The organism is Psychrobacter sp. W2-37-MNA-CIBAN-0211, assembly GCF_040309405.1.
Classification (GTDB): Bacteria; Pseudomonadota; Gammaproteobacteria; order Pseudomonadales; family Moraxellaceae; genus Psychrobacter; species Psychrobacter glaciei.
This window is the reverse complement of sequence record NZ_JBEOOU010000012.1, coordinates 75,316-98,922: the sequence shown is the minus strand read 5'-3', so window position 1 is coordinate 98,922 and position 23,607 is coordinate 75,316. Positions and strand designations below refer to the sequence as shown.

At 44.7% G+C, this 23,607-nt stretch carries 24 protein-coding genes; 11 read left to right on the top strand and 13 right to left on the bottom strand.

Annotation, left to right across the window (positions count from 1 at the left end; genetic code table 11):
* The first annotated feature begins 204 nt into the window (after window positions 1–204).
* From lptM to AAEY72_RS11235, 4 genes are all read left to right on the top strand, one after another.
* Window positions 205–519, top strand: a complete 315-nt coding sequence (lptM, locus tag AAEY72_RS11250) for an LPS translocon maturation chaperone LptM (RefSeq protein WP_352310582.1) — start codon at window positions 205–207, stop codon at window positions 517–519.
* 94 nt (window positions 520–613) lie between these two features.
* Window positions 614–1,990: a diaminopimelate decarboxylase gene (lysA, locus tag AAEY72_RS11245; protein WP_502945372.1), complete on the top strand. Its 1,377-nt coding sequence runs from the start codon at window positions 614–616 to the stop codon at window positions 1,988–1,990.
* Between the two features lie 202 nt (window positions 1,991–2,192).
* The gene (gene dapF, locus AAEY72_RS11240; protein ID WP_352310581.1) at window positions 2,193–3,080 is read left to right on the top strand and encodes a diaminopimelate epimerase; all 888 of its coding nucleotides are present in this window, start codon (window positions 2,193–2,195) and stop codon (window positions 3,078–3,080) included.
* A gap of 6 nt (window positions 3,081–3,086) precedes the next feature.
* Window positions 3,087–4,103, top strand: coding sequence for a tyrosine recombinase XerC (locus AAEY72_RS11235; protein WP_352310580.1), 1,017 nt, complete (start codon window positions 3,087–3,089; stop codon window positions 4,101–4,103).
* Window positions 4,104–4,162: 59 nt separating this feature from the next.
* Here the strand turns inward: AAEY72_RS11235 and AAEY72_RS11230 are convergent, their stop codons facing one another.
* Window positions 4,163–5,077, bottom strand: coding sequence for a nitrilase-related carbon-nitrogen hydrolase (locus AAEY72_RS11230; RefSeq protein WP_352310579.1), 915 nt, complete (start codon window positions 5,075–5,077; stop codon window positions 4,163–4,165).
* A gap of 404 nt (window positions 5,078–5,481) precedes the next feature.
* On the opposite strand from AAEY72_RS11230, the gene rpoN reads away from it, so the two are divergent.
* Complete coding sequence (gene rpoN, locus AAEY72_RS11225) at window positions 5,482–7,188, top strand: RNA polymerase factor sigma-54 (RefSeq protein ID WP_352310578.1); 1,707 nt, start codon at window positions 5,482–5,484, stop codon at window positions 7,186–7,188.
* A 359-nt stretch (window positions 7,189–7,547) separates the two neighbouring features.
* Entirely contained in the window at window positions 7,548–7,928 is a 381-nt protein-coding gene (gene hpf, locus AAEY72_RS11220) for a ribosome hibernation-promoting factor, HPF/YfiA family (RefSeq protein WP_352310577.1), read from the top strand.
* A gap of 367 nt (window positions 7,929–8,295) precedes the next feature.
* Here hpf and thiS read toward each other — a convergent pair whose 3' ends face one another.
* The 4 genes from thiS to AAEY72_RS11200 all read right to left on the bottom strand — a co-directional run bounded on the left by thiS (window position 8,296) and on the right by AAEY72_RS11200 (window position 10,744).
* Window positions 8,296–8,496, bottom strand: a complete 201-nt coding sequence (gene thiS / locus AAEY72_RS11215; RefSeq protein ID WP_010195929.1) for a sulfur carrier protein ThiS — start codon at window positions 8,494–8,496, stop codon at window positions 8,296–8,298.
* Window positions 8,497–8,731: 235 nt separating this feature from the next.
* The gene (locus AAEY72_RS11210) at window positions 8,732–9,106 is read right to left on the bottom strand and encodes a DUF423 domain-containing protein (protein WP_352310576.1); all 375 of its coding nucleotides are present in this window, start codon (window positions 9,104–9,106) and stop codon (window positions 8,732–8,734) included.
* Between the two features lie 65 nt (window positions 9,107–9,171).
* Window positions 9,172–10,035 carry an RNA polymerase sigma factor RpoH gene (gene rpoH, locus AAEY72_RS11205; protein ID WP_201574459.1) on the bottom strand — a complete coding sequence of 288 codons (864 nt, stop codon included), beginning with the start codon at window positions 10,033–10,035 and terminating at the stop codon, window positions 9,172–9,174.
* A gap of 241 nt (window positions 10,036–10,276) precedes the next feature.
* Complete coding sequence (locus tag AAEY72_RS11200; RefSeq protein ID WP_352310575.1) at window positions 10,277–10,744, bottom strand: sulfurtransferase TusA family protein; 468 nt, start codon at window positions 10,742–10,744, stop codon at window positions 10,277–10,279.
* A gap of 636 nt (window positions 10,745–11,380) precedes the next feature.
* Here AAEY72_RS11200 and AAEY72_RS11195 point away from each other — a divergent pair.
* Window positions 11,381–12,940, top strand: a complete 1,560-nt coding sequence (locus AAEY72_RS11195) for a M48 family metalloprotease (RefSeq protein ID WP_352310574.1) — start codon at window positions 11,381–11,383, stop codon at window positions 12,938–12,940.
* Window positions 12,941–13,016: 76 nt separating this feature from the next.
* Here AAEY72_RS11195 and AAEY72_RS11190 read toward each other — a convergent pair whose 3' ends face one another.
* Together AAEY72_RS11190 and rpsU are read right to left on the bottom strand one after the other, a co-directional pair.
* Window positions 13,017–13,466 carry a GatB/YqeY domain-containing protein gene (locus tag AAEY72_RS11190; RefSeq protein WP_010195911.1) on the bottom strand — a complete coding sequence of 150 codons (450 nt, stop codon included), beginning with the start codon at window positions 13,464–13,466 and terminating at the stop codon, window positions 13,017–13,019.
* 257 nt (window positions 13,467–13,723) lie between these two features.
* The gene (gene rpsU / locus AAEY72_RS11185; protein ID WP_010195908.1) at window positions 13,724–13,939 is read right to left on the bottom strand and encodes a 30S ribosomal protein S21; all 216 of its coding nucleotides are present in this window, start codon (window positions 13,937–13,939) and stop codon (window positions 13,724–13,726) included.
* 700 nt (window positions 13,940–14,639) lie between these two features.
* Between rpsU and AAEY72_RS11180 the strand changes: the two genes are divergently transcribed.
* From AAEY72_RS11180 to crcB, 4 genes are all read left to right on the top strand, one after another.
* Window positions 14,640–15,014 carry a hypothetical protein gene (locus tag AAEY72_RS11180; RefSeq protein WP_352310573.1) on the top strand — a complete coding sequence of 125 codons (375 nt, stop codon included), beginning with the start codon at window positions 14,640–14,642 and terminating at the stop codon, window positions 15,012–15,014.
* Window positions 15,015–15,123: 109 nt separating this feature from the next.
* A complete protein-coding gene (locus AAEY72_RS11175; RefSeq protein ID WP_352310572.1) occupies window positions 15,124–15,639 on the top strand; it encodes a c-type cytochrome in 516 nt (171 codons plus the stop codon).
* Window positions 15,640–15,890: 251 nt separating this feature from the next.
* Window positions 15,891–16,949: a tRNA (adenosine(37)-N6)-threonylcarbamoyltransferase complex transferase subunit TsaD gene (gene tsaD / locus AAEY72_RS11170; protein ID WP_352310571.1), complete on the top strand. Its 1,059-nt coding sequence runs from the start codon at window positions 15,891–15,893 to the stop codon at window positions 16,947–16,949.
* 55 nt (window positions 16,950–17,004) lie between these two features.
* A complete protein-coding gene (gene crcB, locus AAEY72_RS11165) occupies window positions 17,005–17,376 on the top strand; it encodes a fluoride efflux transporter CrcB (RefSeq protein ID WP_010195891.1) in 372 nt (123 codons plus the stop codon).
* Between the two features lie 339 nt (window positions 17,377–17,715).
* Here the strand turns inward: crcB and AAEY72_RS11160 are convergent, their stop codons facing one another.
* The 6 genes from AAEY72_RS11160 to potA all read right to left on the bottom strand — a co-directional run bounded on the left by AAEY72_RS11160 (window position 17,716) and on the right by potA (window position 23,567).
* Window positions 17,716–18,189, bottom strand: a complete 474-nt coding sequence (locus tag AAEY72_RS11160; RefSeq protein ID WP_352310570.1) for a hypothetical protein — start codon at window positions 18,187–18,189, stop codon at window positions 17,716–17,718.
* On the bottom strand, window positions 18,186–19,238 hold the full coding sequence (locus AAEY72_RS11155) for a PAAR domain-containing protein (protein ID WP_352310569.1): 1,053 nt from the start codon (window positions 19,236–19,238) through the stop codon (window positions 18,186–18,188). Before AAEY72_RS11155 ends, AAEY72_RS11160 begins: the two co-directional genes overlap by 4 nt.
* Window positions 19,239–19,654: 416 nt before the next feature.
* Complete coding sequence (locus AAEY72_RS11150; RefSeq protein WP_352310568.1) at window positions 19,655–20,545, bottom strand: LysR family transcriptional regulator; 891 nt, start codon at window positions 20,543–20,545, stop codon at window positions 19,655–19,657.
* 93 nt (window positions 20,546–20,638) lie between these two features.
* Window positions 20,639–21,445: a spermidine/putrescine ABC transporter permease PotC gene (gene potC, locus AAEY72_RS11145; protein WP_352310567.1), complete on the bottom strand. Its 807-nt coding sequence runs from the start codon at window positions 21,443–21,445 to the stop codon at window positions 20,639–20,641.
* Window positions 21,445–22,332 (bottom strand): spermidine/putrescine ABC transporter permease PotB, encoded by an 888-nt coding sequence (gene potB, locus AAEY72_RS11140; protein ID WP_352310566.1) that lies wholly within the window; start codon window positions 22,330–22,332, stop codon window positions 21,445–21,447. Before potB ends, potC begins: the two co-directional genes overlap by 1 nt.
* A complete protein-coding gene (gene potA, locus AAEY72_RS11135; RefSeq protein ID WP_352310565.1) occupies window positions 22,332–23,567 on the bottom strand; it encodes a spermidine/putrescine ABC transporter ATP-binding protein PotA in 1,236 nt (411 codons plus the stop codon). The genes potB and potA overlap by 1 nt, the downstream gene beginning before the upstream one ends.
* Window positions 23,568–23,607: the final 40 nt, after the last annotated feature.

Sequence of the window (23,607 nt, the reverse complement as noted above, 5' to 3'; positions counted from 1 at the left end):
GTGATAAAAATGAGATAAATTGCCGTCAAACAAGAAAAATAGCGCAGATAATATCGGGATATTAACCAGTTATTTGATGATGTTTGGCAAGATTTAGCCATTTTTAGCCCATTTAGATGACTATCGATTGAATTGAAGAAAAGCCCTAATACTGCTTGCTCTTAGCGCCTCCACACCATTGCAATGTTAAAGGTCATCTATTCTATGCTTATTAAATCCCATTTCTCCAAGTCTGAGTCTACTAACGTATTGGTTAGCAGTAGCCGTCGTGTCTTCTATACTTTCATTATTGGCAGTACCATGATGTTGGGCTTGTCAGGCTGCGGGCAAAAAGGCGATTTGTATTTAGTAGACTCCAGTAGCCAGACCGTGCAAGAGAGTACCGATAAAATCGACAGTACCAGCAATCCACAAGACGCTGCCTTCGCTAGTGTCGATGATGATGACTATCAAAAAACGCGCTACCTAGAGCAGCAGCAAGTATTGCCTGAACCGAGTACCGATATTAACGATTATTAATTTTATAGAAAAATTGTTTGTCAAAGAGCCGTTCTTGCTCGCCGCAACCGACAACCTTTACCCTTGATAACCTGATGAAATTAGAGATGTGCATATGAGTCATTCTGAGCAACACGCAGGCGTAACCGATGTTACTATTGGTGAGTCAGTCACCACCCAGACTGAGCAAGGGTTATATATCGACCCTAACGCTTTAACTGCCCACTTACCAGCACTACACTATCGCGACGACGCTTTATATATGGAGCAAGTTAGTGTCGCAGCGTTGGCCAAGCATTATGGTACGCCTTGTTATGTCTACTCAAAACAGGCAATATTAGATGTCTATGAAGCCTATACGGATAGCTTTTCCAGTCTAAAGCATCAAGTTTGTTATGCGGTTAAAGCCAACTCTAATCTGGCCGTGCTCGGTATCCTAGCGCAAGCGGGTGCAGGGTTTGATATTGTCTCGCGTGGTGAGTTGATGCGAGTGTTGGCAGCAGGTGGCGAAGCTGCACGCGTGGTATTCTCTGGCGTGGGCAAAACTCGCGGTGATATCGAATATGCACTGACCCAAGGTATTGGCTGCTTTAATGTCGAGTCTATTAGTGAGTTGACATTAATCAATGACGTCGCACAGCAGTTGGATAAACCTGCGCCAATCTCACTGCGCGTCAATCCAGATGTCGATGCCAACACCCATCCGTATATCTCAACTGGATTAAAAGACAACAAATTCGGCATCGCCCATGAAGATGCGGCTGCTGTCTACCAACAAGCGGCAGAACTGTCGCATATCGATATCGTCGGGATTGATTGTCATATTGGCTCGCAGTTGACTGAGGTTGAGCCATTTGTTGCCGCGCTCGATAAAATCATTGAACTGGTGCATAGCCTGCGCGACAAAGGTATTGAGCTACGCCATATCGATTTGGGCGGTGGTCTGGGTGTGCGTTATATTGATGAAACGCCCGTGTCTATCGATGAGTTTGCCGAGGCGTTATTGCCTAAATTAAGCGCGCTTGGCCTGACTGTATTCTTTGAGCCGGGTCGTAGTATTGTGGCCAATGCCGGTATCTTATTGACCACAGTTGACGTATTAAAGCCAACCGAGCATAAGAATTTTGCCATTGTTGATGCCGCGATGAACGATTTGATTCGTCCAGCTTTATACCAAGCTGAAATGGCAGTGATTCCTGAAATGTTACCACAGAATGGTCTAGACACTGACGGTACACAGCCATGGGATATCGTGGGTGCTATCTGTGAGACAGGGGATTTTTTAGCAAAAGACCGTTTGTTGTCGCTCGCTACAGGTGACGTTTTAGCGATAACGGGCGCTGGTGCTTATGGCTTTACCATGAGTAGCAACTATAATTCGCGTCCGCGTGCTAGTGAGGTCATGGTAGCCGATGATCGACATCAGCTGATTCGCAAACGCGAAACCATTGAAGCGTTATATGCAGATGAAACGCTGTGGCAAGCCGAGTAACATTATTAGGTCTGCCATGACATTTGAATATAAAAAAACCCACTATCGTATTAATAGTGGGTTTTTTTATGGCAGAGCTTTATCAAGATATTGGTTTTAAAGGATAAATATAACTTAGTATTTGATAGCGGTGATAATTATGATTGTATCTGACAGCGTGCTAATATAACACATACATAAAAATAGGATAGGACTCAAGGATATGCTCATAGAATTTACAAAAATGCATGGTCTGGGCAATGATTTTATGGTCATCGATTTGGTGACCCAGCGCTTAGAATTAACCAAGGATTTGGTGCAGTTGTTGGGTGATCGTCATTTGGGCATTGGCTTCGATCAATTGCTCGTGGTTGAACCGCCCATGCGCCCTGATGTCGATTTTGGCTATCGTATTTTTAATACTGATGGCACCGAGGTCGAGCAGTGTGGCAATGGTGCACGTTGTTTTGCACGTTTTGTGCAAGCACGTAAACTGTCATTTAAGCAGCGTCTGCGTGTTGAGACAGCGAGCGGTATTATTTCTTTGACTACTGACCGTTATGGTTGGGTAGAAGTTGATATGGGCAAGCCGAAATTTGAGCCAAACGAGATTCCATTTACCCCGAGAGCCACCACCAAGATCCAAAACGCTTACCACCTAGACGTTAATGGGACGCCTGTGCAGCTTTATGTTGCCAATATGGGCAACCCGCATGCCGTTATAAAAGTCGACAACGTACTCGATGCCGATGTTGAAACCTTGGGCAAAGCCATTGAGTCACATCCGGCATTCTCCGACCGTGTCAATGTCGGCTTCATGCAAGTGATGAACCAGCGTCATATTCGTCTACGTGTCTATGAACGCGGTGTCGGTGAGACCCAAGCTTGTGGTACTGGCGCGTGTGCGGCAGTGGCAGTCGGTATCCGTGAAGGCTGGCTCGATGAAGGCGAAGATGTGCGCGCACAGCTCTATGGCGGTAGCATGATTATCAAATGGCAGCCGGGTTATTCGGTCATGATGACGGGGCCAACGGCATTTGTTTATGAGGGCGTATTTAGCCCAGATGGTCTGATGGCGCAAGCGGGCATCAAGCCCAGTGCTGATAGCTGATAGACAATGACGACAGCGCCTACAGTAGATTCTAAGTCAAAAGCGTGGCTATCCGCTGAGCTGGCAGCCACTATAGAGTCAGATGCCGCGCTACGAGAGCTATTAGCGCCAGTACATCGTTGGCTAAACACTTTGTCAGTGCGCAATCATTCACCTCATACATTGACCGCTTATTTTGCGGGACTGAACCAACTGGCGTTATTTTTACGCGGCAAGCGCTTGACGTGGACGCGCTGTGATAAGCGCCAACTTGCCCAGCATATCAGCCAACGACTCGATGAAGATAAGCTCGCGCTTGCTAGTGTCCAACAAGAGCTGTCCGCCATCCGCCATTTTTATGGGTGGTTGATCGAGGAGGATTTGGCACGTATCAATCCAACGACCGGCTATCAGCTTAAGCGCAGCCCTCGACCACTACCGTCGATCGCTGACGTGGATTTACTGACGCAACTACTGGATCAAGAAATCCCTGATACGCCGGAGCAAGCGCGCTTATGGTTGCGTGATAAAGCGATGTTTGAACTACTTTATAGCAGTGGTCTGCGTGTCGGCGAGTTGGTCGCCCTAGATATGGCAGATGTGGATTTGTCTGATTTGCGGGTACGAGTGACAGGTAAAGGCAATAAGACGCGCCTAGTACCATTGGGCATTAAAGCAGCAGAAGCGATTACGCGCTATCTACCGCATCGTAACCTGTGGGTAGAGCAGATGGATACCGCATTATTTATCAGTGAAAAATTGGGCACACGCTTGTCAACACGAGCAGTGCAACAACGTCTAAAAGTCGCGTCAACGCGGGCAGGCATTGCGCAAAATATGTATCCGCATCTATTACGCCATTGCTTTGCCTCGCACATGCTGTCGGGCAGTGGCGACTTGCGTGCGGTACAAGAGATGCTTGGGCATAGCGACATTAGCACCACACAAATCTATACCCATGTGGATTTTGCTAAGCTTACGCAAGTCTATGATCGCGCCCATCCGCGCGCGACTCATGCGCAGAATAATAAAGACTCAACGTAAAGTTTAAAGACTGACATTCAAACTCTAAAGCCGCTTATGTAAACAAACCAGCGCTACCCTTAAGCCAAACGATGGCAGTCAAAGATAGGCATCTTTTGCCGACCTTGCGCTTGGGCAGACTTATCAAAAGTTGCCAAGACAATTTCATAATTTTGCTGTTCTTGAACAACAGCTTCTTTGCCCAGAGCCTGCTTACTCAGTGCACTATCATCATAGCTATTTATAATAGTGCCGTCATAATTGGTGATGGCGGTATGTCCCCACGTCTGCCGCGTACTCCCATTTTTATAGAGATGGTCACCGCCTTGTGCCGCGCCAATCACCATACATTGACTGTCTAGCGCACGCGCACGCAGCAACAGCGACCAATGTGCTTGCCCCGTCAAATAAGTAAAGGCTGACGGCGCGCTCAATATGTCAGCACCCGCTTGCCGCAAACGCTGCGCCAAGGCGGGGAAACGCAAATCAAAGCAAACTATCATTCCCAATTGATACACGGCATCATTTACCTCAATCGGTGCGATGACAGTCTGTGTGCCCGGCTCAAACGTGGCGGCTTCATTATAGTTGCCTTGCTTATCCGCCACCGTCGCTGTGAATAAATGAATTTTGTCGTAGCGTGCTACCCGTTTGCCATCAGGGGCAAACAGCTGACTGACTTGACGCAATCTACCATCAGGTACGACCATACCATCTGGGCGATAAACACAGGGCAGAGAGCCGACCAGCAGATAAATACCGTAGGTACGAGCGTAATCTGCCAACGTCGCTGATAGTGCATCAAATTGCTCAGCAGTGGCAAACTGCTCACCCATGCTGCAGCAGTTTTCTGGTAGCACAACCAGCTGAGCACCTTGGGCACGGGCATCAATGATGGCGGCTTTTATATCAGCTAAGTTGTTATCCGTGTTTTGCTGACTGTTCATTTGGATCGCAGCAATGGTGAATTGCGTATTATTTATGGGATTATTCATAGTTTGCTCCTCAGTTATTCTTGAGCTGACAAGGCGCTTACTTCATCTTTCTTATCATAATAAGCTTGTCATTATTAATAGGTTATATGTGCTGAAATTTTGATTCATTCAGGCAGTAAAATCTGTATCTCGATGTTTTTATAAGAAAGGTATTAAAAGCTCGTGCGCATAGGGTATAAATTATCATAGCAAAATTGTGGCAAAAAATGCTATCGTCATGACCTGATAATATGAACTCACGACCTTAATCAGCATAACATATAGTTGGTTCAACATAATTTAGATACAAAGCAGGCGATTGGAAGTGCTACAAACAGTAGGCTAAGCAAGCCAAACGCTGTATCTGATTTATACAGGATTAACTATAGACTATATCACCACGATTGGAGTGTAATAAGCTACCTATGAGTATGTCGTTCGGATTGGCGACCACGCTAAGTACATCACAAAAGCTCACCCCGCAAATGCAGCAAGCCATTAAATTGTTGCAGCTCTCTAGTCTTGAGCTCGCACAAGAGGTTCAGGCCAAGCTGGATAGTAATCCGCTGCTTGAACGTATCGAGGATGAGGAAGACGAATACGAATACGAGAGCAATAACGATACGATGGTGGATGACTTTAGCGAGCCATTAACCCTCGATACTTGGAACCAATCTGCTGGCGCTGATTCATTTACCGCGTCATCTACTACTTCCAGCTATGACGATGATAGTACGGGCGATTATAGTGATGGTTCAGCGGATAGCTTTGATAAACTACAGCAGTCAGGTATCGATGAGGGTGCGACAGATTATCAAGCGTTGGACAGTGATGACGATAGTCGCTTTGATACTGACCGTTTTGATGCCAGTTATTTTAGTGCTGGCAGTGCTTCTAGTGCTTTAGCAAAATCAGATTATGATGAGTTTGATCGCTATCAAGGCGCTACTTGCGCCACGATACAGGATCATGTGCGTTGGCAGCTTAACTTTAAGCATCTCTCAGAGACGGACATGCTGATTGCAGAATATCTGATGGACTCGATGGATGATATGGGCTTTGTGCGCCTTGATATTGATGAGCTATTACAAAGCTTTGAGACCATGGCAAGCTTTTATCAATGGGAGGAGCGCGTTGAGCATGATGAGGTCATGGCGGTGCTGCGCGTTATTCAATCGTGCGATCCATTGGGCGTCGGTGCGCGCAATTTAAGTGAGTGTCTAGCGATTCAGCTGGTCAAGCTCGATGCTGATACTGACTATCTCAAAGAGGCGCAAGCGCTATTGTCCGCCAGTGAGCATTTAGTCAGTAATAATATCAAAGCGCTGACTGAACGGACAGGGTTGGCACCTGAGCAGATTACCCCTGCGCTTAATTTACTGCGCGGCTTAAACCCTTCGCCAGGTTTGCTGTTTCAAAGCAATCAGCCAGATTACGCTCAACCGCCTGCCAGTTATGACATCCCTGATGTGCTGGTTACGCCTATCCGTCGCCACAATACTCAGAACACCAATAATAGCAACAGAGCCAATGCTACTGCACAAATAGATGGCTGGCAGGTACGACTGAACCCTGAGACATTACCAAAACTACGGGTCAATCAAGAATATGCCAATTTGGTCAAACGTGGCGATGACAGCCCTGACAATCAATATTTGCGTGAAAATCTCACCGATGCGCGTCTATTCATTCGTAGTATCGAAGAGCGCAATCAAAACCTGTTAAAGGTAGCGACCAGTATCGTGCGCTATCAGCAAGAGTTTTTGCAGCACGGCGCGACTGCCATGCAACCGCTTATCCTAAAAGTCATCGCTGAAGAGGTTGATTTACACGAATCGACCATCTCGCGTTTGACCACTAGCAAAAGCATTTTGACACCGCAAGGCTTGTTTTCACTCAAGCATTTCTTCTCATCGCATGTCAGTAGTAGCGATGGCGACATCTCCTCGACGGCTATCAGCGCGATGATTAAGAAGCTGATAGCGGATGAAGACCCCAAAAAACCGCTGTCTGACAATCGCATAAAAGATCAGCTGCTTTCTGAAGGTATCGATATTGCTCGCCGAACAGTGGCTAAATATCGTGAAGCGATGAATATTGGCTCATCTGCCCAGCGCAAACAAAAATATTAATTGTCATAATTCAATGACTTATCCTCAAAGTCAGGAAAATTTGAATATACCTTATTATAAATATAAAAAATAAAATTTTTTGATTATATAGAAACCTGCAAGAAACAACAGTTTTTATTACATTTAATTACAATTTACTGTCTTGCTACTATCAGGTTTTCATGACAAATTAGAGTCATACCAAGGACAAAAACGACGCAATTTTTTTTTGGTAAAAAAATGGCGATACTAAATTGGCAATACAAGGATATGTCAACTTTTATCAAAAATTTTGTAGCGGTCGTTGGTAAGGCAAGATGAAAAAGGTAGGAATGCCACCTCATCTGTTGATTGTAAGTCATAAATAAAAGGACAATAATATGAATGTTTCTATCAGTGGTCACCATATCAGTGTTACCGATGCAATGGACAAAGCGGTTCGCGAAAAACTTGAAAAAGTAGAGCGTCACTTCGATCAGATACAAAGTATTAAAGTGATCTTATCGTTAGACAATAGCGGCGCAAGTGATGGTGGTAAAAAGAGCCATAAAGCCGAAGCGATTATGCGAGTCTCAGGTCAAGAAATGTTTGTCCAAGCGCTTGAGGATGATATGTATAAAGCCATTAATGAGATGGCAGACAAGCTTGATAGACAAGTACGTAAGTATAAAACCCGTCAGGAGCGTAAAAAGACTCAGGGTGCAGGGCGTGATGGACGCTATGAAGATCTCAGCACCGCTGATGTAGTGCCAGCCGTTTAGTTTTATTATGATTGATGCTCAATATATAGGGGCTAATAAACCCATAAATAGTATAGTCATTCCACTATAAAAGTATTACAGCGTTAACCTCGCTTGAAGTATCACATATACATCTACACTCGGTTGCCTTGTACTACTTTTAAATTGAATCGACTATATGAATAAATAATATAAATAGCCCATTGATTGAGTAACGACGTAATAAGCAATAAAAAAGACCTCAAACGTATCTAACGTTGAGGTCTTTTTATTGCTTATCATCCCGTCATCATTTAACGAAAGAGAGGATGTTATTAGTAAGTTTTTGCTTGTTGTAGCTACTGATATTGCTCAATTATTATTTTGGAGGTCGCTATCCAATGAACAACTAGCCGCCACCAACTGCTTGTACCACCTCAATATTCATCCCCTCAGTGATACGTAGCTGACCAAGTTCGCTCTTTGGGATCAGATCACCATCGACTTCGACCGCATAGCGACCTTCGCTAAGTCCTAGCTCATTGATAACCAATTGCACGGTCTGATGGGTGGTCTGTAGATGTTTACCATTAACGCTAATGGTACTCATAAAATGTACTCCTTAATTGTTAAAATTCCTTTTTTTGCCATATCGTTCAGTTACATCATTACTATCTATCTTTTTCGCAGCTGTTAATCACTTTACTGTAGTCAGTGAAAAATAATATCGATACATCACGCACTGCTAATATCAATTTTTCTTGCTTGCTGTGCCTGCGCAGACAGAGGCTACAAAAAATTGATATCAGCAATACCGTCGCGTTTTTAGGATATTTTGACTATATTTAGCTGGCTACCTTGCTCAAGCGGAACGCTGAGACAGCAAGCCACAGCCAACCTACAATCATCAAAACACCTCCAATAGGTGTGATTGCGCCAAACCAACGTGGTGCGCCCAATGTCATCGCATATAGGCTACCAGCGAATATAATAACGCCAACTTGTAGCAACCATGCACTCGTCTGAGTCGTATAATTTAGACGGACAAGTATGCCAACCAGCAATAAACCGAGGGCATGGATAAACCAATAGAGTGTTGCTGTATGCCACCACTCAAGCTGCTGAGTGCTGACCATACCTTTGAGACCATGTGCCCCAAACGCGCCTAAGCCAACAGCAATGGCCATATTGATCGCTGCAATACCTATCCAATTTACCATGCGAAAACTCGTATTATCATTCAAGCCTGTCAATAGCGCGGCGGTAATAGCGCATAAGGGATGATTTACTGAATGTCATTGGGTAAAATGACACTATCGATAGTCATTGCCTCACGGATTTTATCCATAGCGTTCTTTTCGATTTGGCGTACGCGCTCAGCCGAGATAGAGTAAACCGCTGCCAATTCGTGCAAGGTTGATTTTTGCTCAGACAGCCAGCGCTGCTCAACGATATCGCGTGAACGATCATCGAGGGTATCCATCGCTGCAATCAATGCCGATGAATTATTTTCTTCCCAATCTGACTCTTCCACCATCTCAGCAGGATCAATACCATCTTCTAAAAACAGCTGCGGCGCATAACGACCATCGTCATCATCGCTAGATTGCGCTTCAAATGAGGCATCATAAGAGGTGAGACGCGATTCCATCTCAAGCACTTGCTTACGAGTGACATTTAAGTCATTGGCAATGGCATCTGCTTCTTCTAACGTTAGCTGATTATTGGTCTTTTTGAGACTGCGTAGGTTAAAGAACAACTTACGATGCGCCTTGGTGGTCGCGACTTTGACAATGCGCCAGTTACGAATCACAAATTCGTGAATTTCCGCTTTAATCCAATGCACCGCAAAAGAGACCAAACGCACGCCTTTATTCGGATCAAAACGCTTGACGGCTTTCATTAACCCCAAGTTGCCTTCTTGGATGAGATCCGCTTGTGGTAAACCGTAGCCTGAGTAACTGCGTGCGATATGAATCACAAAGCGCAAATGCGACATAACGAGCAAGCGCGCGGCTTCCACGTCGCCTTCATCGTAATAGCGATGGGCAAGCTCTTGCTCTTGCGTCGGGGTTAAAATAGGGATTTGATGCACAGTATTGATATACGCGCCCAGATTGACCCCAGGCGCTGACAAATGCGTTGGCATCGCTGGGACTAAGTCACGAGTGCTCGTATCTTCAAATGCACTCGCATCATAAGGTGGACGCGCAGCAGCAGCTTTTAGGGCTGCATCGCGCGCTTCGTTTTTTTCAGGCGCTGCGCCATCTTTTTTACGTGTTTTCGCAGCATCATTAGCGGTAGTAGCCATATTCTTGACCTTGGTTAAATAGATAAACAAACAGTCAGATAAAAATCTTTATTGTTGTAATTGTAAAGGATAGCGACGCTTAGTTGCTATCAGTTTTAGTAATGATGAAGTGATATATTGTATCGAAACGCTGTGATGTAGCGCCATCAACCAGTACTTTGTCGGTCATTTCGCTCATCGTTAATCCCAAGCTAGACGTCATTTTAGCTTGTTGGCTTTGCTGACAAAAAGCGGTGATATCCGCTTTCGAGTTAGGGTCGGTTGCCACCACATATAACGACTCGCCAGCTGCTACATCGCGTAGTGCCACTTTGGTTTTTAACAGTGGCATCGGGCAGGCAAGTCCACGCCCGTCTACCCAACTTTTTATGTTAAGAATCGGTTGAGCAGAGCCTGTCGTAGCGTCCAACTCAATATTACCCGTATAACCAGTAGGCAATAAGTCTAACAAATCTTTAATAACATACTGCTGCGTATCAGGCAAACTTGCTGACAAACAAACAGAGTAAGACCCTTGTGCGGTAATTAACTGACTGTCAGCAGACATAAAAAACCTTGAGATATTAAAACTTGAGTTGGTAGCCGTAGAGAATTTAATCGACCATATTTATTAATATTAACTTATCAATATGTTTGGTCTATTAAGTAAACGGCACTAATGTAGACATTTTGCCACCATTCGTTATTATAGCAAATTGCCGCGATGCAGTTGCAGTTGAATATAGTCATCGTAATGTTTGGCTCACTAGAATGACTACTCAAGGCTGACGGCTAAAAATGCTATCAATGATCAAACCAAAAATTGACCATCAATAATTACATTGTCATGTTGCACAATAGTGACGCACAGCCGAGTTATTGGTAGCTAAATACAGACTAGAATTGACCTTGTATAAACAAGCTCGTATAGTCAAAATTACGTTATTATCAAACGGGTAAGATGCGCATCTGTATCATTCTAATAAACAGTCACTGCTTGGTATAGTCAATCCTCTATAAATTGGATACGGTGTCAAGCTTGCTTAGTCTACTACTTGTAGTACTTTCACTCGCCTTCCTTGTATCCAAATTATACTGAACCGACTATACACAAGGCAGCAATATATTGAATGAGTGCGCCATCGTTAAGGATATACAGAAAATGATATTGTTTGTATCCAAACAAAAAACAGGTCGTTTGCTTATGCCTCATGCAATCAAACTAGGGCTATCGGCTGTATTATTGGCTCTGACAACTGGCGCCAATAGTAGCGAAAATTCTGCTGCGCCATTTGCCTATAACTCATGGCAAACACCAGCGGCAGAAGCGCTCGATTTACCCAACTTACGCGGGCAAGGACTGAGCTTCGCGGAACAGTATCAAAATAAGCTGCTTGGTGAGTGGTCATTACAACGTATCAATGGTCGCGCAAAAATGGAGCATGATCCTTGGGTGCAAGAAACGGTTAAAGAAATGACGTGGCGGCTCAATGCACAAGCGCGTGAGCAAGCGCCCTTGGGCTTGGTGATCATCGACAATCCCAGTATTAATGCTTTTGCAGTGCCAGGCGGCGTCATTGGCATCAATACAGGGACGATACTGGCTGCGAGTAGTATGGATGAATTGGCTAGTGTCGTCGCTCATGAAGTGGCGCACATTAGCCAACGCCATTATGAGAGTGGCGTTGATGAACGTAAGAAAGCCTTGCTGATGCAAATAGGCGGTATGCTGGCCGCGATTGCCGCATCAGCGGTCGACGGTGATGCTACAGCAGCAGTACTGATGGGCAGCCAAACAGCACTAATGAATAGCAGCATGGCTTTTAGTCGCAACAACGAACGCGAGGCCGATCGGGTAGGAATGCAAATTATGACCCAAGCTGGGTATGACCCACGCGCGATGCCTAGATTCTTTGCCACGATGAATCAAAAAAGCCAACTTAATCAGACAGCCAATCTGTTTTTGCCCAGTTTTGTACGTTCGCATCCCTTAAGCAATGAACGTTTGAGCGAATCACAGAGCCGCGCCCAGCAGTATCCCGCCATGTCATTAAGCCAGCAGCAGCGTCATCAAGTGCAGTTTGATTTGCTTTATTGGCGCGTCCAAAGTACAGGTAAGCATGCATCTGAGACCACACTGACAGCGGCTGCCAAAAACAGCTTAGGGGCCAAATTGGCGTTGATGACTTGGTATAGCGAGCAACAACGCTTTACTGATGCCAATGACATATTGGCGGAACTTGTCGTGTTACCAGCGGCGCAGCGCCAAGCGTTAGAGCCATTGTTGTCAATTACGCATAGCCAAATGCTGAGCGAACAAGGCGAATGGCAGCAAGCCGCCGAAGTATTAGAGCGTCAGCAGCGTGTTTACCCTGAGCGCCGTGATTTGCGCTTGTATTTAGCCGAAGCGTTGACGAACAGCAATCAGCCGACCAAAGCACAAGCCTTGTTAAAACCTTTGACCCAGCAGCAACCAAGCGATCGTTATGCATGGCAAAGCTTACAACTTGCCAATGAGAAAATTGCCAAAACGACTGACTCCCCGCAGCTAGCCAACATCGCGACAATCAACGCATTGCGCTATCGCAGCCATGATCAGCTATGGAATGGGCGCTATGAAAGTGCGCTTACTTCCTTAACGCAGGCCAAACGATTGGCTGAAAGCATGCAAACGACCGCGCAAGCAAATAGTGCGCGTCCGCTCTTGGCAAGTATCAATGCAGAAATCACAGACGTAAAAACCGCCAAAGACTTTAAACCTTAGGCGGTTGTGTTTATCTGTTCATCATTTATAGCTACGGCACATCAATCTCAAGCAACGATGTTGACCATAAAAAGTATTAACCTTGCAAAGCTTCTTTTACCAGCTTAGAGATGAGCGCAGGGTCAGCACGACCAGCGGTTTTGTTCTTTAGCACGCCCATCACACTACCCATATCACGCATAGAAGTAGCACCTTGCGTGGCAATCTCGGCATTTACCAATGCCATGATCTCGTCTTGATTCATTTGTTGTGGCATGAACTCATTGATGATATCGATCTCGAACTGCTCTTTGGTTGCCAAGTCATCACGGTCGTTTTCGGTAAAAATACCGAGCGATTCTTGACGTTGTTTAAGCTGCTTTTGTAGAACTTCTAATACGCCTGCATCATCGAGCACTATTTGACGATCAAGTTCAATTTGCTTGATGACTGATTGTACGTTACGTAATACCTTAACGCGCTCAAGCTCACGAGCTTTCATGGAAACTTTGATATTGTCTGATAAAGTCTGTTTAAGTTGGCTCACTGCTATCATCCTTATTTATCTGTTAAATGCTATTTGTCATATGTTGTTTGCTAGGTTTTTAGAGCAAAACCTGCTGATCGGGGCTTTAATAAAAAAGTGGCTTTAATAAAAAAAAGTGGCTTTAATAAAAAAAGTGGCTTTGATAAAAAACGTATCAGCAGTAATAACAAAAATTGTAGCATAAAAAACGCCACTGATATCAATGGATAACAGTGGCGTTAGTGTAGCGCTTGTACGTAACTAAATCAGATTACTGATTAATACATACGAGTGGTACGAATAGTTTCGCGTTGTAATTTCTTTTTATAACGCTTTACGGCAGCTGCTTTTTTGCGCTTGCGTACTTGCGTTGGTTTTTCATAAAACTCACGCTTACGTACGTCTGATAATACGCCAGCTTTTTCACAAGCACGTTTGAAACGACGGATAGCGATATCTACTGGTTCGTTTTCTTTAACCTTAACTGCAGGCATGAAGACTCCTCGATTAGGATGAGATATAAGGGCATTAGTTTGGCTGTGTATTAGTATTTAGCCGTAATATCTCAAGATTACAGGCATCAGCTCAAACTAGGACAATTCTTGCGCATTAGCACAAGGGCAGGTATTTTAATAAAAAATACCAACAAAGTCAACGATTTTAATGGTTTATTGTCTATATGTTATTTGCTTAGATGAGTATTTCAGCGCAACTGTCTTGCTTTAGATTGACTCAGGATACAGAATTTACCGTGAATAAAAAGTCCCTACAGTCTATAACGGTTTGGTTGGAGTTTATGCTATGATAATTTCCATATTATAGGGTCTGTTTGATATTCAAATATTAGGGCTGCTGATGGCTAAAGTTACCCCAAACTAGGCGAAAACCGACGATAATGTCGAGACCTTAGCTAGGTTTTCAGCAACGGCTGGGGTAATTTTAGCATCAGCCTTGAGAACGGATAGAGCAAAGCACTGCTTTGCCCGTTCGCAAGGCAAGAGCTGTGCTCGAGTGGAGGGCAGGGCTATTTTTTGCCAACATATGGCGAAATGGTTTAACCTAGAATGACTAGGCTTCAACAGTTTCACTGCATATTGTCTAAAAAATAGTGACTGCCAGCACCACGTTTGAATATCAAATAGACCCTAGTAAGCATATGAACCGTTTTATGTGTATTTTATTGAGGATGTTGGCATGAAAAAAACAGTATTAAGTACGGTGTTGAGCACAGCATTTATCGTTGCTTTGGGTGCGAGCGTGAGCGCTTGTGGTGGCGACAAAGAGCATGAAGTATATGCAAAAGATCGCGTTGATGAAGCAGCGGCACTTGCGATCAAAAATGGCCCACCTGCTGAAGAAATGGAGTTTCCAGAAACCGCCCCGATGCCAGCTGCGGAGATGACTGCGGACGGTACGGCAGTCGATGGTGCTACTACTGCTGAAGCCGGTATGGCTGATACTGATATGGCAGAAGCAACGGCTACCGATAGTGCTGATACAGCAGCTGCTCCGACTACTGACAGCACTGATATGGCTACTGAAGATGCAGCGGCAGCCACTGCTGAATAAGTTAGTGCTGAACGAACTCTTAGACAGTCATTAGTAGTATAGGCAAGTATTTTGAGCTTATATATTGAATTATTAACCGATTACAGACTTACTAAGTAAGGGTAAAACCATGATTGATATACAATCGTATATGAAGAAACTGAGATTGTCTGTAATCAGTATGAGCGTGATACTCGCAGTGAGTGCTTGTAGTGGCGATAACACGGCCACTGAAGAGACTACAGCAGCCAATGAACCTGCTAATACTGCCGTTGAAGAAACAGTCGTAGCAGAACCTGAAATCACGACGCCTGAGCCTGTGATTGAAGCAGAAACAGAGTCTACCGACATGATGGTTGAAGAAGCGGTAGCACCTGAAATTGTTGCTGAGCCTGAAGTGCTGGCTGCTGATGCTGGTGCTAAACTGTATGAGTCAAACTGTCAGGTTTGTCATGCTGCTGGTTTGCTCAATGCGCCAAAATATGGCGATACGGCAGCTTGGGCGGCTCGTCTGACTAAGGATAAAGAAACGCTGTATAGTCACTCCGCTAAAGGCTTTAATAAGATGCCAGCGCAAGCGGTAAATGGCGTCACTGAAGCGCAAGTGCATGCAGCGGTTGATTATATGCTAGCATCTGTGAGCTGATAAGGCTGAATAGAATATATTAGCCATTGAAATTTGTTAAACTGACCGTCATTGTGACTGACAATGGCGGTTTTTTTATGCCCGTTTTTTATTGATATCAACCTTAACGAATATGACTGACTGTGCGAAAATTATTTGTTGAACTAGAAATAGTATTTGGCTTATTTTATTCGCTATTCAAATTCCTAAAGTGATGTAAGATAAAAAAACGGCAAAAAGCAGCTCGAAAACAAAGGTATAAAGGCAAAAGTATGAAGGTATTGGGTTTAGAGACCTCTTGTGATGAGACGGGACTAGCGATTTTTGATAGTGAGCAAATGAACAGTGACAATCAAGGTCTGGTTGGACAGGTATTGTATTCACAGATAGAGCTGCATGCACTCTACGGCGGCGTTGTACCTGAGCTTGCCAGCCGTGATCATATTCGCAAGCTGGTGCCTTTGCTTAATGAGTTGCTCGAGCAGTGCGACGTCAAGAAAAGCGAGATTGATGCGATTGCTTATACCAAAGGCCCCGGGCTTATTGGCGCTTTAATGACGGGTGCATTGTTTGGACGCAGCTTGGCGTATGGCTTAGATATTCCTGCGATTGGTATCCATCATATGGAAGGTCATCTGTTGGCACCGCTCATGGGTACAAACCCTCCAGCTTTTCCTTTTGTCTCGCTGTTAGTGTCTGGTGGGCATACTTTGCTTATCGCCGCACGTGGTGTGGGTCAGTATGAGATATTGGGCGAATCGATAGATGATGCGGCAGGTGAGTGCTTTGATAAAGCCGCCAAAATGTTGGGCTTACCTTATCCTGGTGGTCCCAATATCGCCAAACTGGCAGAGACTGGCAACCCAAATGCTTACAGTTTGCCAAGACCGATGTTACATCGTGGTTTGGATTTTTCCTTTAGCGGTATGAAAACGGCCGTGCATAACCTAATCAAGGACACGCCATGCTCAGGTGGTTCGGGTAATGTCTTGGACAGCGACCCACAAGTTCGCGCGGATATCGCTGCCAGTTTCCAACACGCGATGGTCGATACACTGGTAAAAAAATCCATCAAAGCGCTCAAGCAAGCAGAGATGAACCGTTTGGTGATTGCGGGTGGCGTCAGTGCCAATACTCATCTGCGCGAGACATTAGAAGCTGAGCTAGCCAAAATAAACGCGACGGTTCATTATGCACCGCCAGCATTATGTACGGACAATGGTGCGATGATTGCTTATGCCGGTTACGAGCGCCTGCAAGCGGGACAGTCAGATGATTTGGCGGTGAGCTGCGTGCCGCGCTGGCCGATGACAGAGCTACCAGCAGTTTAAAGGTGACTTTCTCAATACGCTATTCGTTAGCCTTTATTAAACCTAAGGATGATCTATGCAGTGGATTGCGATTGGTTTAGGCGCCGCACTGGGCGCGTGTTTGCGAGGCTGGCTTGCGCGCTTTAATCCGCTGCATCATTGGATACCACTAGGTACGTTGGGCGCTAATGTGTTGGGTGGCTTACTAATAGGGCTCGCTCTAGTGTGGTTCGGGCGGATGGGTAGCGGCTTGTCTGACAATGTTAGACTGTTCGTCATCACTGGTTTTTTGGGTGGGCTGACGACGTTTAGCACTTTTAGCGCGGAGGTCTTTACCTTTATTAATGACGGCCGTCTGCTGGCAGGATTGGCGCTCATCGGTTTACATGTGGGACTGACATTATTGGCAACAGCACTGGGGTTTTATTTATTTAAGCTGATTTTGTAACCTTCGATAGATATTACTCACTTAATGGTCTGATTTGAGTAGTTCTTTTATTGCAGTCTATTTTAAGTGGTCTATTAATTGGTTTGAAGGGTGGAATAACTGGTTCCTTTGGGGTATACCCCAGCGGAACTATTCATATGAAATCGGTTTAGCTACCAATGTAACAATCGATAACCTAAGTTTCTATTTGACTTTATAAGTCCAAGAAACGAAAAAACCACGACAAATCGTGGTTCAATTTTTTAGAACTTTGCCTGATTAAAATCTCTCAAGTTAATTTCTACGGAATTGATGGCAGGGGTCATTCCACTGTAGTTTTTATTGTCTGAAAAAATATACTTAAGAGATAATACCTAATTCTGCATTCACGGCATCAAATTTCACTATGATAACTTCATCTTTATATAAAGCTTCTACCATATCAAAAGGAGGTTCCTCATAGTACCAGCCGTCTTCTTTTATGGTGACAAATCTTTGGAAAATGATTTTTTCAGAATCATTATTTATATAACCTTCTCCTAAAAAATCATAGATGTTATTTTCATTTTTAGAGCTTAGGGTTATGTTATGAGTCGCTCGTTTGTCAGGAAATAAGACTCTAGAGCTTTCGCCGTTACAATCTGCACCGTCTCCATATACTTCTAAGTATAAATCGAAGCCTCCTAATTGCCTTTCAACAATCAACTCCCAGTTAGCTTGTAGCCAGTCATCCTTAAAGGATTCAGTAGTATCTGAATTCTCTAGATTTTTAACTCTTGACCAATACGAACATAACAGGCTGGCATAGTCTTCTAAAACGTTGTTAATAATCATTTTACGGCATGCTCCAGTGCTTTTTTCTCTTCATTAGTAGGTAGTCTTTTATACCCTTTTGAACCTGATAAAGACTCAGGAAACTTTATTTTCTGCATGATTCCAGGCGGCGCTTTAGGATGGCTATTGGGAGTATATTCTTTTACTCTAGATCTTGATATGTCAACAACATTACCATTGCTTCTGGTTACCCGCATCGCTTTATCGCCTTGCTGAGTAGTTCGAACTACAACTGAGTCACCGTAGCCAACATAATTTTTGTAGGCTTTAGCATTGTCTGCAGATCTGTGAGCTGCATTTGCAATTGTCGCAGCTCTTTGAGCCTGTGCAGCTTTAGTCGCCTGCCCAACTTTAATAGCTGAATTAGCTGCTGTGCTACCTGTTAAGGTTCCTGCTACCATTCCAGCTACTTGACCTGCTTTAGTACCGACGCTATTAGGATCTGGCGCACCTAAAAGAACATCTGATAATCCAAACGTCCACATTTGGTTAAATCCAGCGGCGGTATTTCCAACTGCATCTATTTTATCCTTTGATATCCCCGAAAAGTCACTAATATCTTGATTAGAGGGGCCGAAACTAGGAAGGATGCCGCCATCAGCATTTGCTACCAAACCATTTTCTAAACCGTCTGCGACAGCATCTTCACGCCAAGAGTCTAACTCCTCATCAGACATTTCAGCTTCAGAATCTTTATCATCGGAAGCTGCGAAGCTAGCAAACAAAATCTCTGGGTCAGATTTAGGAAACTGTATAGGCGCGGGCTGCTCAACGCCCATTACCTCAAAATCAGATTCACAGAACGACTGCTGAACCGCAATGAGCTTAGCACCGCAGCTGGTTACATCTCCTGCGCGAGCAATAGGGGCACCATCGACAATAAACGAGGCGTCCCCAGTTAAAATAGTCGTCAGTTTTTTACATTTTTTACAGATGACTTTATCGCCTTTACGCGATATTGGAATACCGTTGTGAGTCGTATGTGGTGATCCACTAATCACCTTACCGCCATGAGTTGTCGTCGCGCCGACGGTGATATAAGCTGCCATAGTATCGTCCTAAATATCACTAAGATATAAATTCTAACATGATAAATGGACATAAGTTTATAAAACGAGGTGATTGATGAGATATGTATTAGCAACTACAGAGAGAGTATTTAGGTGATATGTATTCGACCCTAAAACGGTGAGCAGTACCGCCCATTCATTGAGTGAGGTGCTGGATTTAAACATAGTGCTAGTAGCGGATAAAATAACTGCTAACTTTTGGGCGCTACGTGAGACTATAGGATGTATCAAAAATGAGCTTAAAATATGATGCTTTTAGCACGACACAAGCGGTTATTGTTCCCATAACAGCGCTTATGGTAAATAAAAATAATGATCCAAAACCCCATGCTCGTCATAACGTAAGAAAGCGGACGATATTTCTTAACTGGAATAATTTAGTAAATAGTGAAATATTACACCGGCTTTACTATTCCTTGTAACAAACTCGCAAACCCTTGCATATAAGCGGTATCTTGGCTTGACGTGCGTGTCGCTGCATACAGCTGGCAATGCACACCATTACCTAGCGGTCGCGAGACGACCCAGCCTTTTTTCTCATATTCAGCAACGACCCAGTCGGGCAGTGCTGCTACGCCGCGCTCGCTCGCGACCAGCTGGATCAGCATTGCCGTCAGCTCTGTCGTACGAACACTCTCAAAGCTGACTTGCGCTGGTGTCATAAAGTTAGCAATAATATCGAGACGTTTGGCTTCTACCGGATAGGCGATCAGGGTTTCATTGACCAAATCAGTTGGCTCAATAAATGTCTGTGCTGCTAGATCATGCGTGGGTGACAGTACCAAGCGACTCTCATACTCAAATAGCGGCTGATAACTGATACCCTCTATCGGTAAATCACTGGTCGTAATGAGTAAATCAATATCACCTTCCATTAATAAATGATGCGGTTCAGGCTCAAACCCTGTCGCAAAATCCAGCTCGACATCCGACCATTCGCGGCGGTAATGATTAAGTATCGGCATGAGCCAATCAAAGCAGCTATGACACTCGGATGCTAGGCGTAATCTACCTGCTTGACCGTGTGCCAAGCGTTTCAGATTGGATTTGGTACGAGTGACCTGCGGCATAATGCTGTCTGCCAATGCCAGTACCGTCTTGCCAGCTGGCGTAAAAGTCAGCGGACGCGTGCGGCGATTGACCAAGCTAATATCGTAATAATTCTCTAGCTCTTTTAGCTGATGCGAGACCGCAGAAGCTGTCACATGCAGCTCATCGGCAGCCGCAGCAAGTGAACCATGCGCTCGTAATGCAGTTAACGTATTAAGATGGCGGAGCTCTAGCATAAGACAACCTGCCTGCTAAGTTGAGAAAAATTCATTATAGTACATATGTTGCTGACTTTCATTCATAGCGTATGATTAATGAGCCATGGACAGCTAGCGCTTGCGTAACAGTAGCTGTGAGATGATGACCAATATTAAAGAAGCGACTAATAATAGTGTACCAATAGCATTAACTTCTGGCTTAAGTCCTACCCGTACCATCGAGTAAATTCGTAGCGGTAATATCTCATAGCTAGGGCCCGTGACAAAGGTTGAAACCACCACATCATCCAATGACAACGTAAAGGCGAGCAACCAACCTGCCATTACTGCTGGCAAAATAACGGGAATCAGCACGGTACGCACCATGGTTGATTCATTGGCGCCCAAGTCGCGCGCCGCTTCCATCAAGCGCTCATCCAAGCTGCTTAAGCGTGCAAAGACAGTAATGACAACAAAGGGTAGGCAAAAAGTAATGTGCGCCAATAGCAGTGAGACAAAGCCCAACTGCAAACCGATTAGTAGGAACAGCGCCAATAATGAGATAGCGAGTACAATCTCAGGCGACATCATCAGGACAAATAACAGCCCATTTAATAAGCCCTTACCGCGAAAGTTATAACGGTGTAAGGCTAGGGCAGTGAGCGTTCCTATCAAAGTTGAGACAGTCGCGGCAACTAAACCCAATACAATAGAATGCCAAAAAGCATCGAGCATCGCTTGGTTATTAAATAGCGATTCGTACCACTTTAAGCTAAAGCCATCCCAGTTGTAGCCGATTTTTGACTTGTTAAAAGACATCACGACTAGGACGATAATGGGCAGATATAGTAAGGCATAAATCAGCCCAAGATAGCCTTTGGCGGCGATACTGCCAATCTTAAGCGGACGAGTTTTTTTATTCAGTGATCTATAAGACATTAGGCCACCTCATTAAAGTCAGTCTTGCCAATGCGGCGACTACTGGCACGATAGGCGAGTAATAATACCGCCATCGCTAGGGTCAATAATACGCTGGCAGCTGCACCAAACGGCCAATCACGCGCATCCAAAAATTGGTTTTTGATAATATTACCGACCAACAAGTTGCGCGAGCCACCCAAAATATCGGCCACATAGAACATACCCATCGCTGGTAATAACACCAACAGTACCCCAGAGATAATCCCTGGTGTTGTGAGTGGTAGCACCACATGCCAAAAGGTCTGCCTTCTCGATGCACCCAAATCTTGCGACGCGAGTAGCATGTCATTGCGCAAGTCAGTAAAGACTGCATACAACGGCAATACCATAAAGGGAAATAACAAATAGGTCAGTCCCGCTATGACCGCGCCTTGCGTGTATAAAATATCAATAGGAGTATCAATCACACCTATCGCTAGCAAGAATTTATTAATCAAACCATTATTAGCAAACAATAACTTGAGGGCATAAGTGCGTACTAGAGAGTTCGTCCAAAACGGCAATATCAATAGCATCATGAGCAGCGGCTGCCAGCGAGTTTTGGCTTTAGAGACCAGCCACGCAAAAGGATAACCAAGCAGCAAGCAGATAACCGTGGTGATACTTGCCATCCATAATGAATGGACAAATACCTCAAAATACAACGGATCAATTATGCGTACATAGCTGTCGATGCTGACCGGAAAGCTGATAAAAGCGCTGCTATCGCGGGTCAAAAAACTAACAGCGATGACTAGGATATTTGGTAATAGTGCAAATATCAGTAGCCAACCCCATATTAGCCAAAGCGTGGCGGTACGAAATGGACTTTTGCTGCCCAAATTGAAACGGCTAGTACGTGCCATCAGCTGACATCCTTTTGTACAGTCGTATCTGGCACAGTTTCAGAATCTTCTGGCAATACCCATTCCCAGCCATCAACCCATGAGACCTTGACCGCTTCATTCAATTTATAATCAAAGCTTGGATCATCTTCATCAAAGAATTCAGAAGCCTTGATAATATGACCGTTTGCCAATTCAATAATAGAGTCTAAGGTGCTACCTTTATAGTTACTTTCAATCACTCGGCCAAACAGTCCAGTATGGACATCGTCATTAGGATCATAAATTCGCAAATCTTCAGGGCGCAGTAGTAAGTTGACGATGTCGCCTACTTGCACATCATTGGCAAAATCAGGACGACGTAAATTACGTAACGTCGTCGGGCCGTCTTGCGCTTGTGCCTCACAGACTTCGACTTCGATACGTCCGTTGGTGACTTTGCCATCACGATCTGGCTGGTCAGCGTAGACGCCTTTGACTTCTGCTTTGAATAGATTGGTCTCACCGATAAATTTGGCGGTAAATAAATTCGCGGGCGTTTCATAAATCTCGATAGGTGTACCGATTTGCTGAAAGGTGCCGTCTTTCATCACCGCAATACGGTCTGACATCGATAGTGCTTCTTCTTGGTCATGGGTGACGAAGACAAAGGTAATGCCCAGTTCACGCTGTAGCCGCTTTAGTTCAGACTGCATTTGCAAACGCAACTTGTGGTCGAGCGCCGATAGTGGCTCATCAAGTAACAATAATTTAGGACGATTAATGACCGCCCGTGCGATGGCAACACGCTGCTGCTGACCACCAGATAAATCCTGCGGTTTGCGATTGGCGAGATGCTCTAATTGCACCATTGCTAGCATCTCGCTCACGCGCGTTTTAATCTCATCTTTAGGCACCTTTTTAATTTTAAGACCATAAGCCACGTTTTGCGCGACGGTCATATGCGGAAACAAGGCATACTGCTGAAACACCGTATTGACCGGACGCTTATCCGCTGGCAAGCCTGACATCTGCACACCATCCAGATAGATAGCACCAGCATTTGGCTGCTCAAAACCGGCAATCAAGCGTAGCAATGTCGTCTTGCCGCAGCCTGACGGGCCAAGCAAGGTCAAAAACTCACCATGCTTGATGTCGAGATTGATGTCTTTTAGTACTTCGGTTTGGTCATAGGTTTTTTTTATACCAGTCAGTTGCAGTAGTACCGTGTCAAGTGACGCCGCAGCTTGGTGCGTGTTTGAAGGTGATTCGGTCATAAGGTTGGTTCCTAAGTATCCAACATCTCAGTACAGCTAT

What these genes read in the sequence shown, in the direction of transcription:
- rpoN (WP_352310578.1), top strand. Translation starts at nt 5,482, where the DNA reads ATGAGTATGTCGTTCGGATTGGCGACCACGCTAAGTACATCACAAAAG.
- rpoH (WP_201574459.1), bottom strand. Translation starts at nt 10,035, where the DNA reads ATGCCAACGCATTTGTCAGCGCCTGGGGTCAATCTGGGCGCGTATATC.
- AAEY72_RS11230 (WP_352310579.1), bottom strand. Translation starts at nt 5,077, where the DNA reads ATGAATAATCCCATAAATAATACGCAATTCACCATTGCTGCGATCCAA.
- thiS (WP_010195929.1), bottom strand. Translation starts at nt 8,496, where the DNA reads ATGAGTACCATTAGCGTTAATGGTAAACATCTACAGACCACCCATCAG.
- potA (WP_352310565.1), bottom strand. Translation starts at nt 23,567, where the DNA reads ATGACCGAATCACCTTCAAACACGCACCAAGCTGCGGCGTCACTTGAC.
- potC (WP_352310567.1), bottom strand. Translation starts at nt 21,445, where the DNA reads ATGTCTTATAGATCACTGAATAAAAAAACTCGTCCGCTTAAGATTGGC.
- lptM (WP_352310582.1), top strand. Translation starts at nt 205, where the DNA reads ATGCTTATTAAATCCCATTTCTCCAAGTCTGAGTCTACTAACGTATTG.
- AAEY72_RS11175 (WP_352310572.1), top strand. Translation starts at nt 15,124, where the DNA reads ATGATTGATATACAATCGTATATGAAGAAACTGAGATTGTCTGTAATC.
- AAEY72_RS11210 (WP_352310576.1), bottom strand. Translation starts at nt 9,106, where the DNA reads ATGGTAAATTGGATAGGTATTGCAGCGATCAATATGGCCATTGCTGTT.
- tsaD (WP_352310571.1), top strand. Translation starts at nt 15,891, where the DNA reads ATGAAGGTATTGGGTTTAGAGACCTCTTGTGATGAGACGGGACTAGCG.
- AAEY72_RS11150 (WP_352310568.1), bottom strand. Translation starts at nt 20,545, where the DNA reads ATGCTAGAGCTCCGCCATCTTAATACGTTAACTGCATTACGAGCGCAT.
- rpsU (WP_010195908.1), bottom strand. Translation starts at nt 13,939, where the DNA reads ATGCCTGCAGTTAAGGTTAAAGAAAACGAACCAGTAGATATCGCTATC.
- AAEY72_RS11195 (WP_352310574.1), top strand. Translation starts at nt 11,381, where the DNA reads ATGCCTCATGCAATCAAACTAGGGCTATCGGCTGTATTATTGGCTCTG.
- lysA (WP_502945372.1), top strand. Translation starts at nt 614, where the DNA reads ATGAGTCATTCTGAGCAACACGCAGGCGTAACCGATGTTACTATTGGT.
- potB (WP_352310566.1), bottom strand. Translation starts at nt 22,332, where the DNA reads ATGGCACGTACTAGCCGTTTCAATTTGGGCAGCAAAAGTCCATTTCGT.
- AAEY72_RS11155 (WP_352310569.1), bottom strand. Translation starts at nt 19,238, where the DNA reads ATGGCAGCTTATATCACCGTCGGCGCGACGACAACTCATGGCGGTAAG.
- AAEY72_RS11200 (WP_352310575.1), bottom strand. Translation starts at nt 10,744, where the DNA reads ATGTCTGCTGACAGTCAGTTAATTACCGCACAAGGGTCTTACTCTGTT.
- crcB (WP_010195891.1), top strand. Translation starts at nt 17,005, where the DNA reads ATGCAGTGGATTGCGATTGGTTTAGGCGCCGCACTGGGCGCGTGTTTG.
- AAEY72_RS11180 (WP_352310573.1), top strand. Translation starts at nt 14,640, where the DNA reads ATGAAAAAAACAGTATTAAGTACGGTGTTGAGCACAGCATTTATCGTT.
- dapF (WP_352310581.1), top strand. Translation starts at nt 2,193, where the DNA reads ATGCTCATAGAATTTACAAAAATGCATGGTCTGGGCAATGATTTTATG.
- hpf (WP_352310577.1), top strand. Translation starts at nt 7,548, where the DNA reads ATGAATGTTTCTATCAGTGGTCACCATATCAGTGTTACCGATGCAATG.
- AAEY72_RS11235 (WP_352310580.1), top strand. Translation starts at nt 3,087, where the DNA reads ATGACGACAGCGCCTACAGTAGATTCTAAGTCAAAAGCGTGGCTATCC.
- AAEY72_RS11160 (WP_352310570.1), bottom strand. Translation starts at nt 18,189, where the DNA reads ATGATTATTAACAACGTTTTAGAAGACTATGCCAGCCTGTTATGTTCG.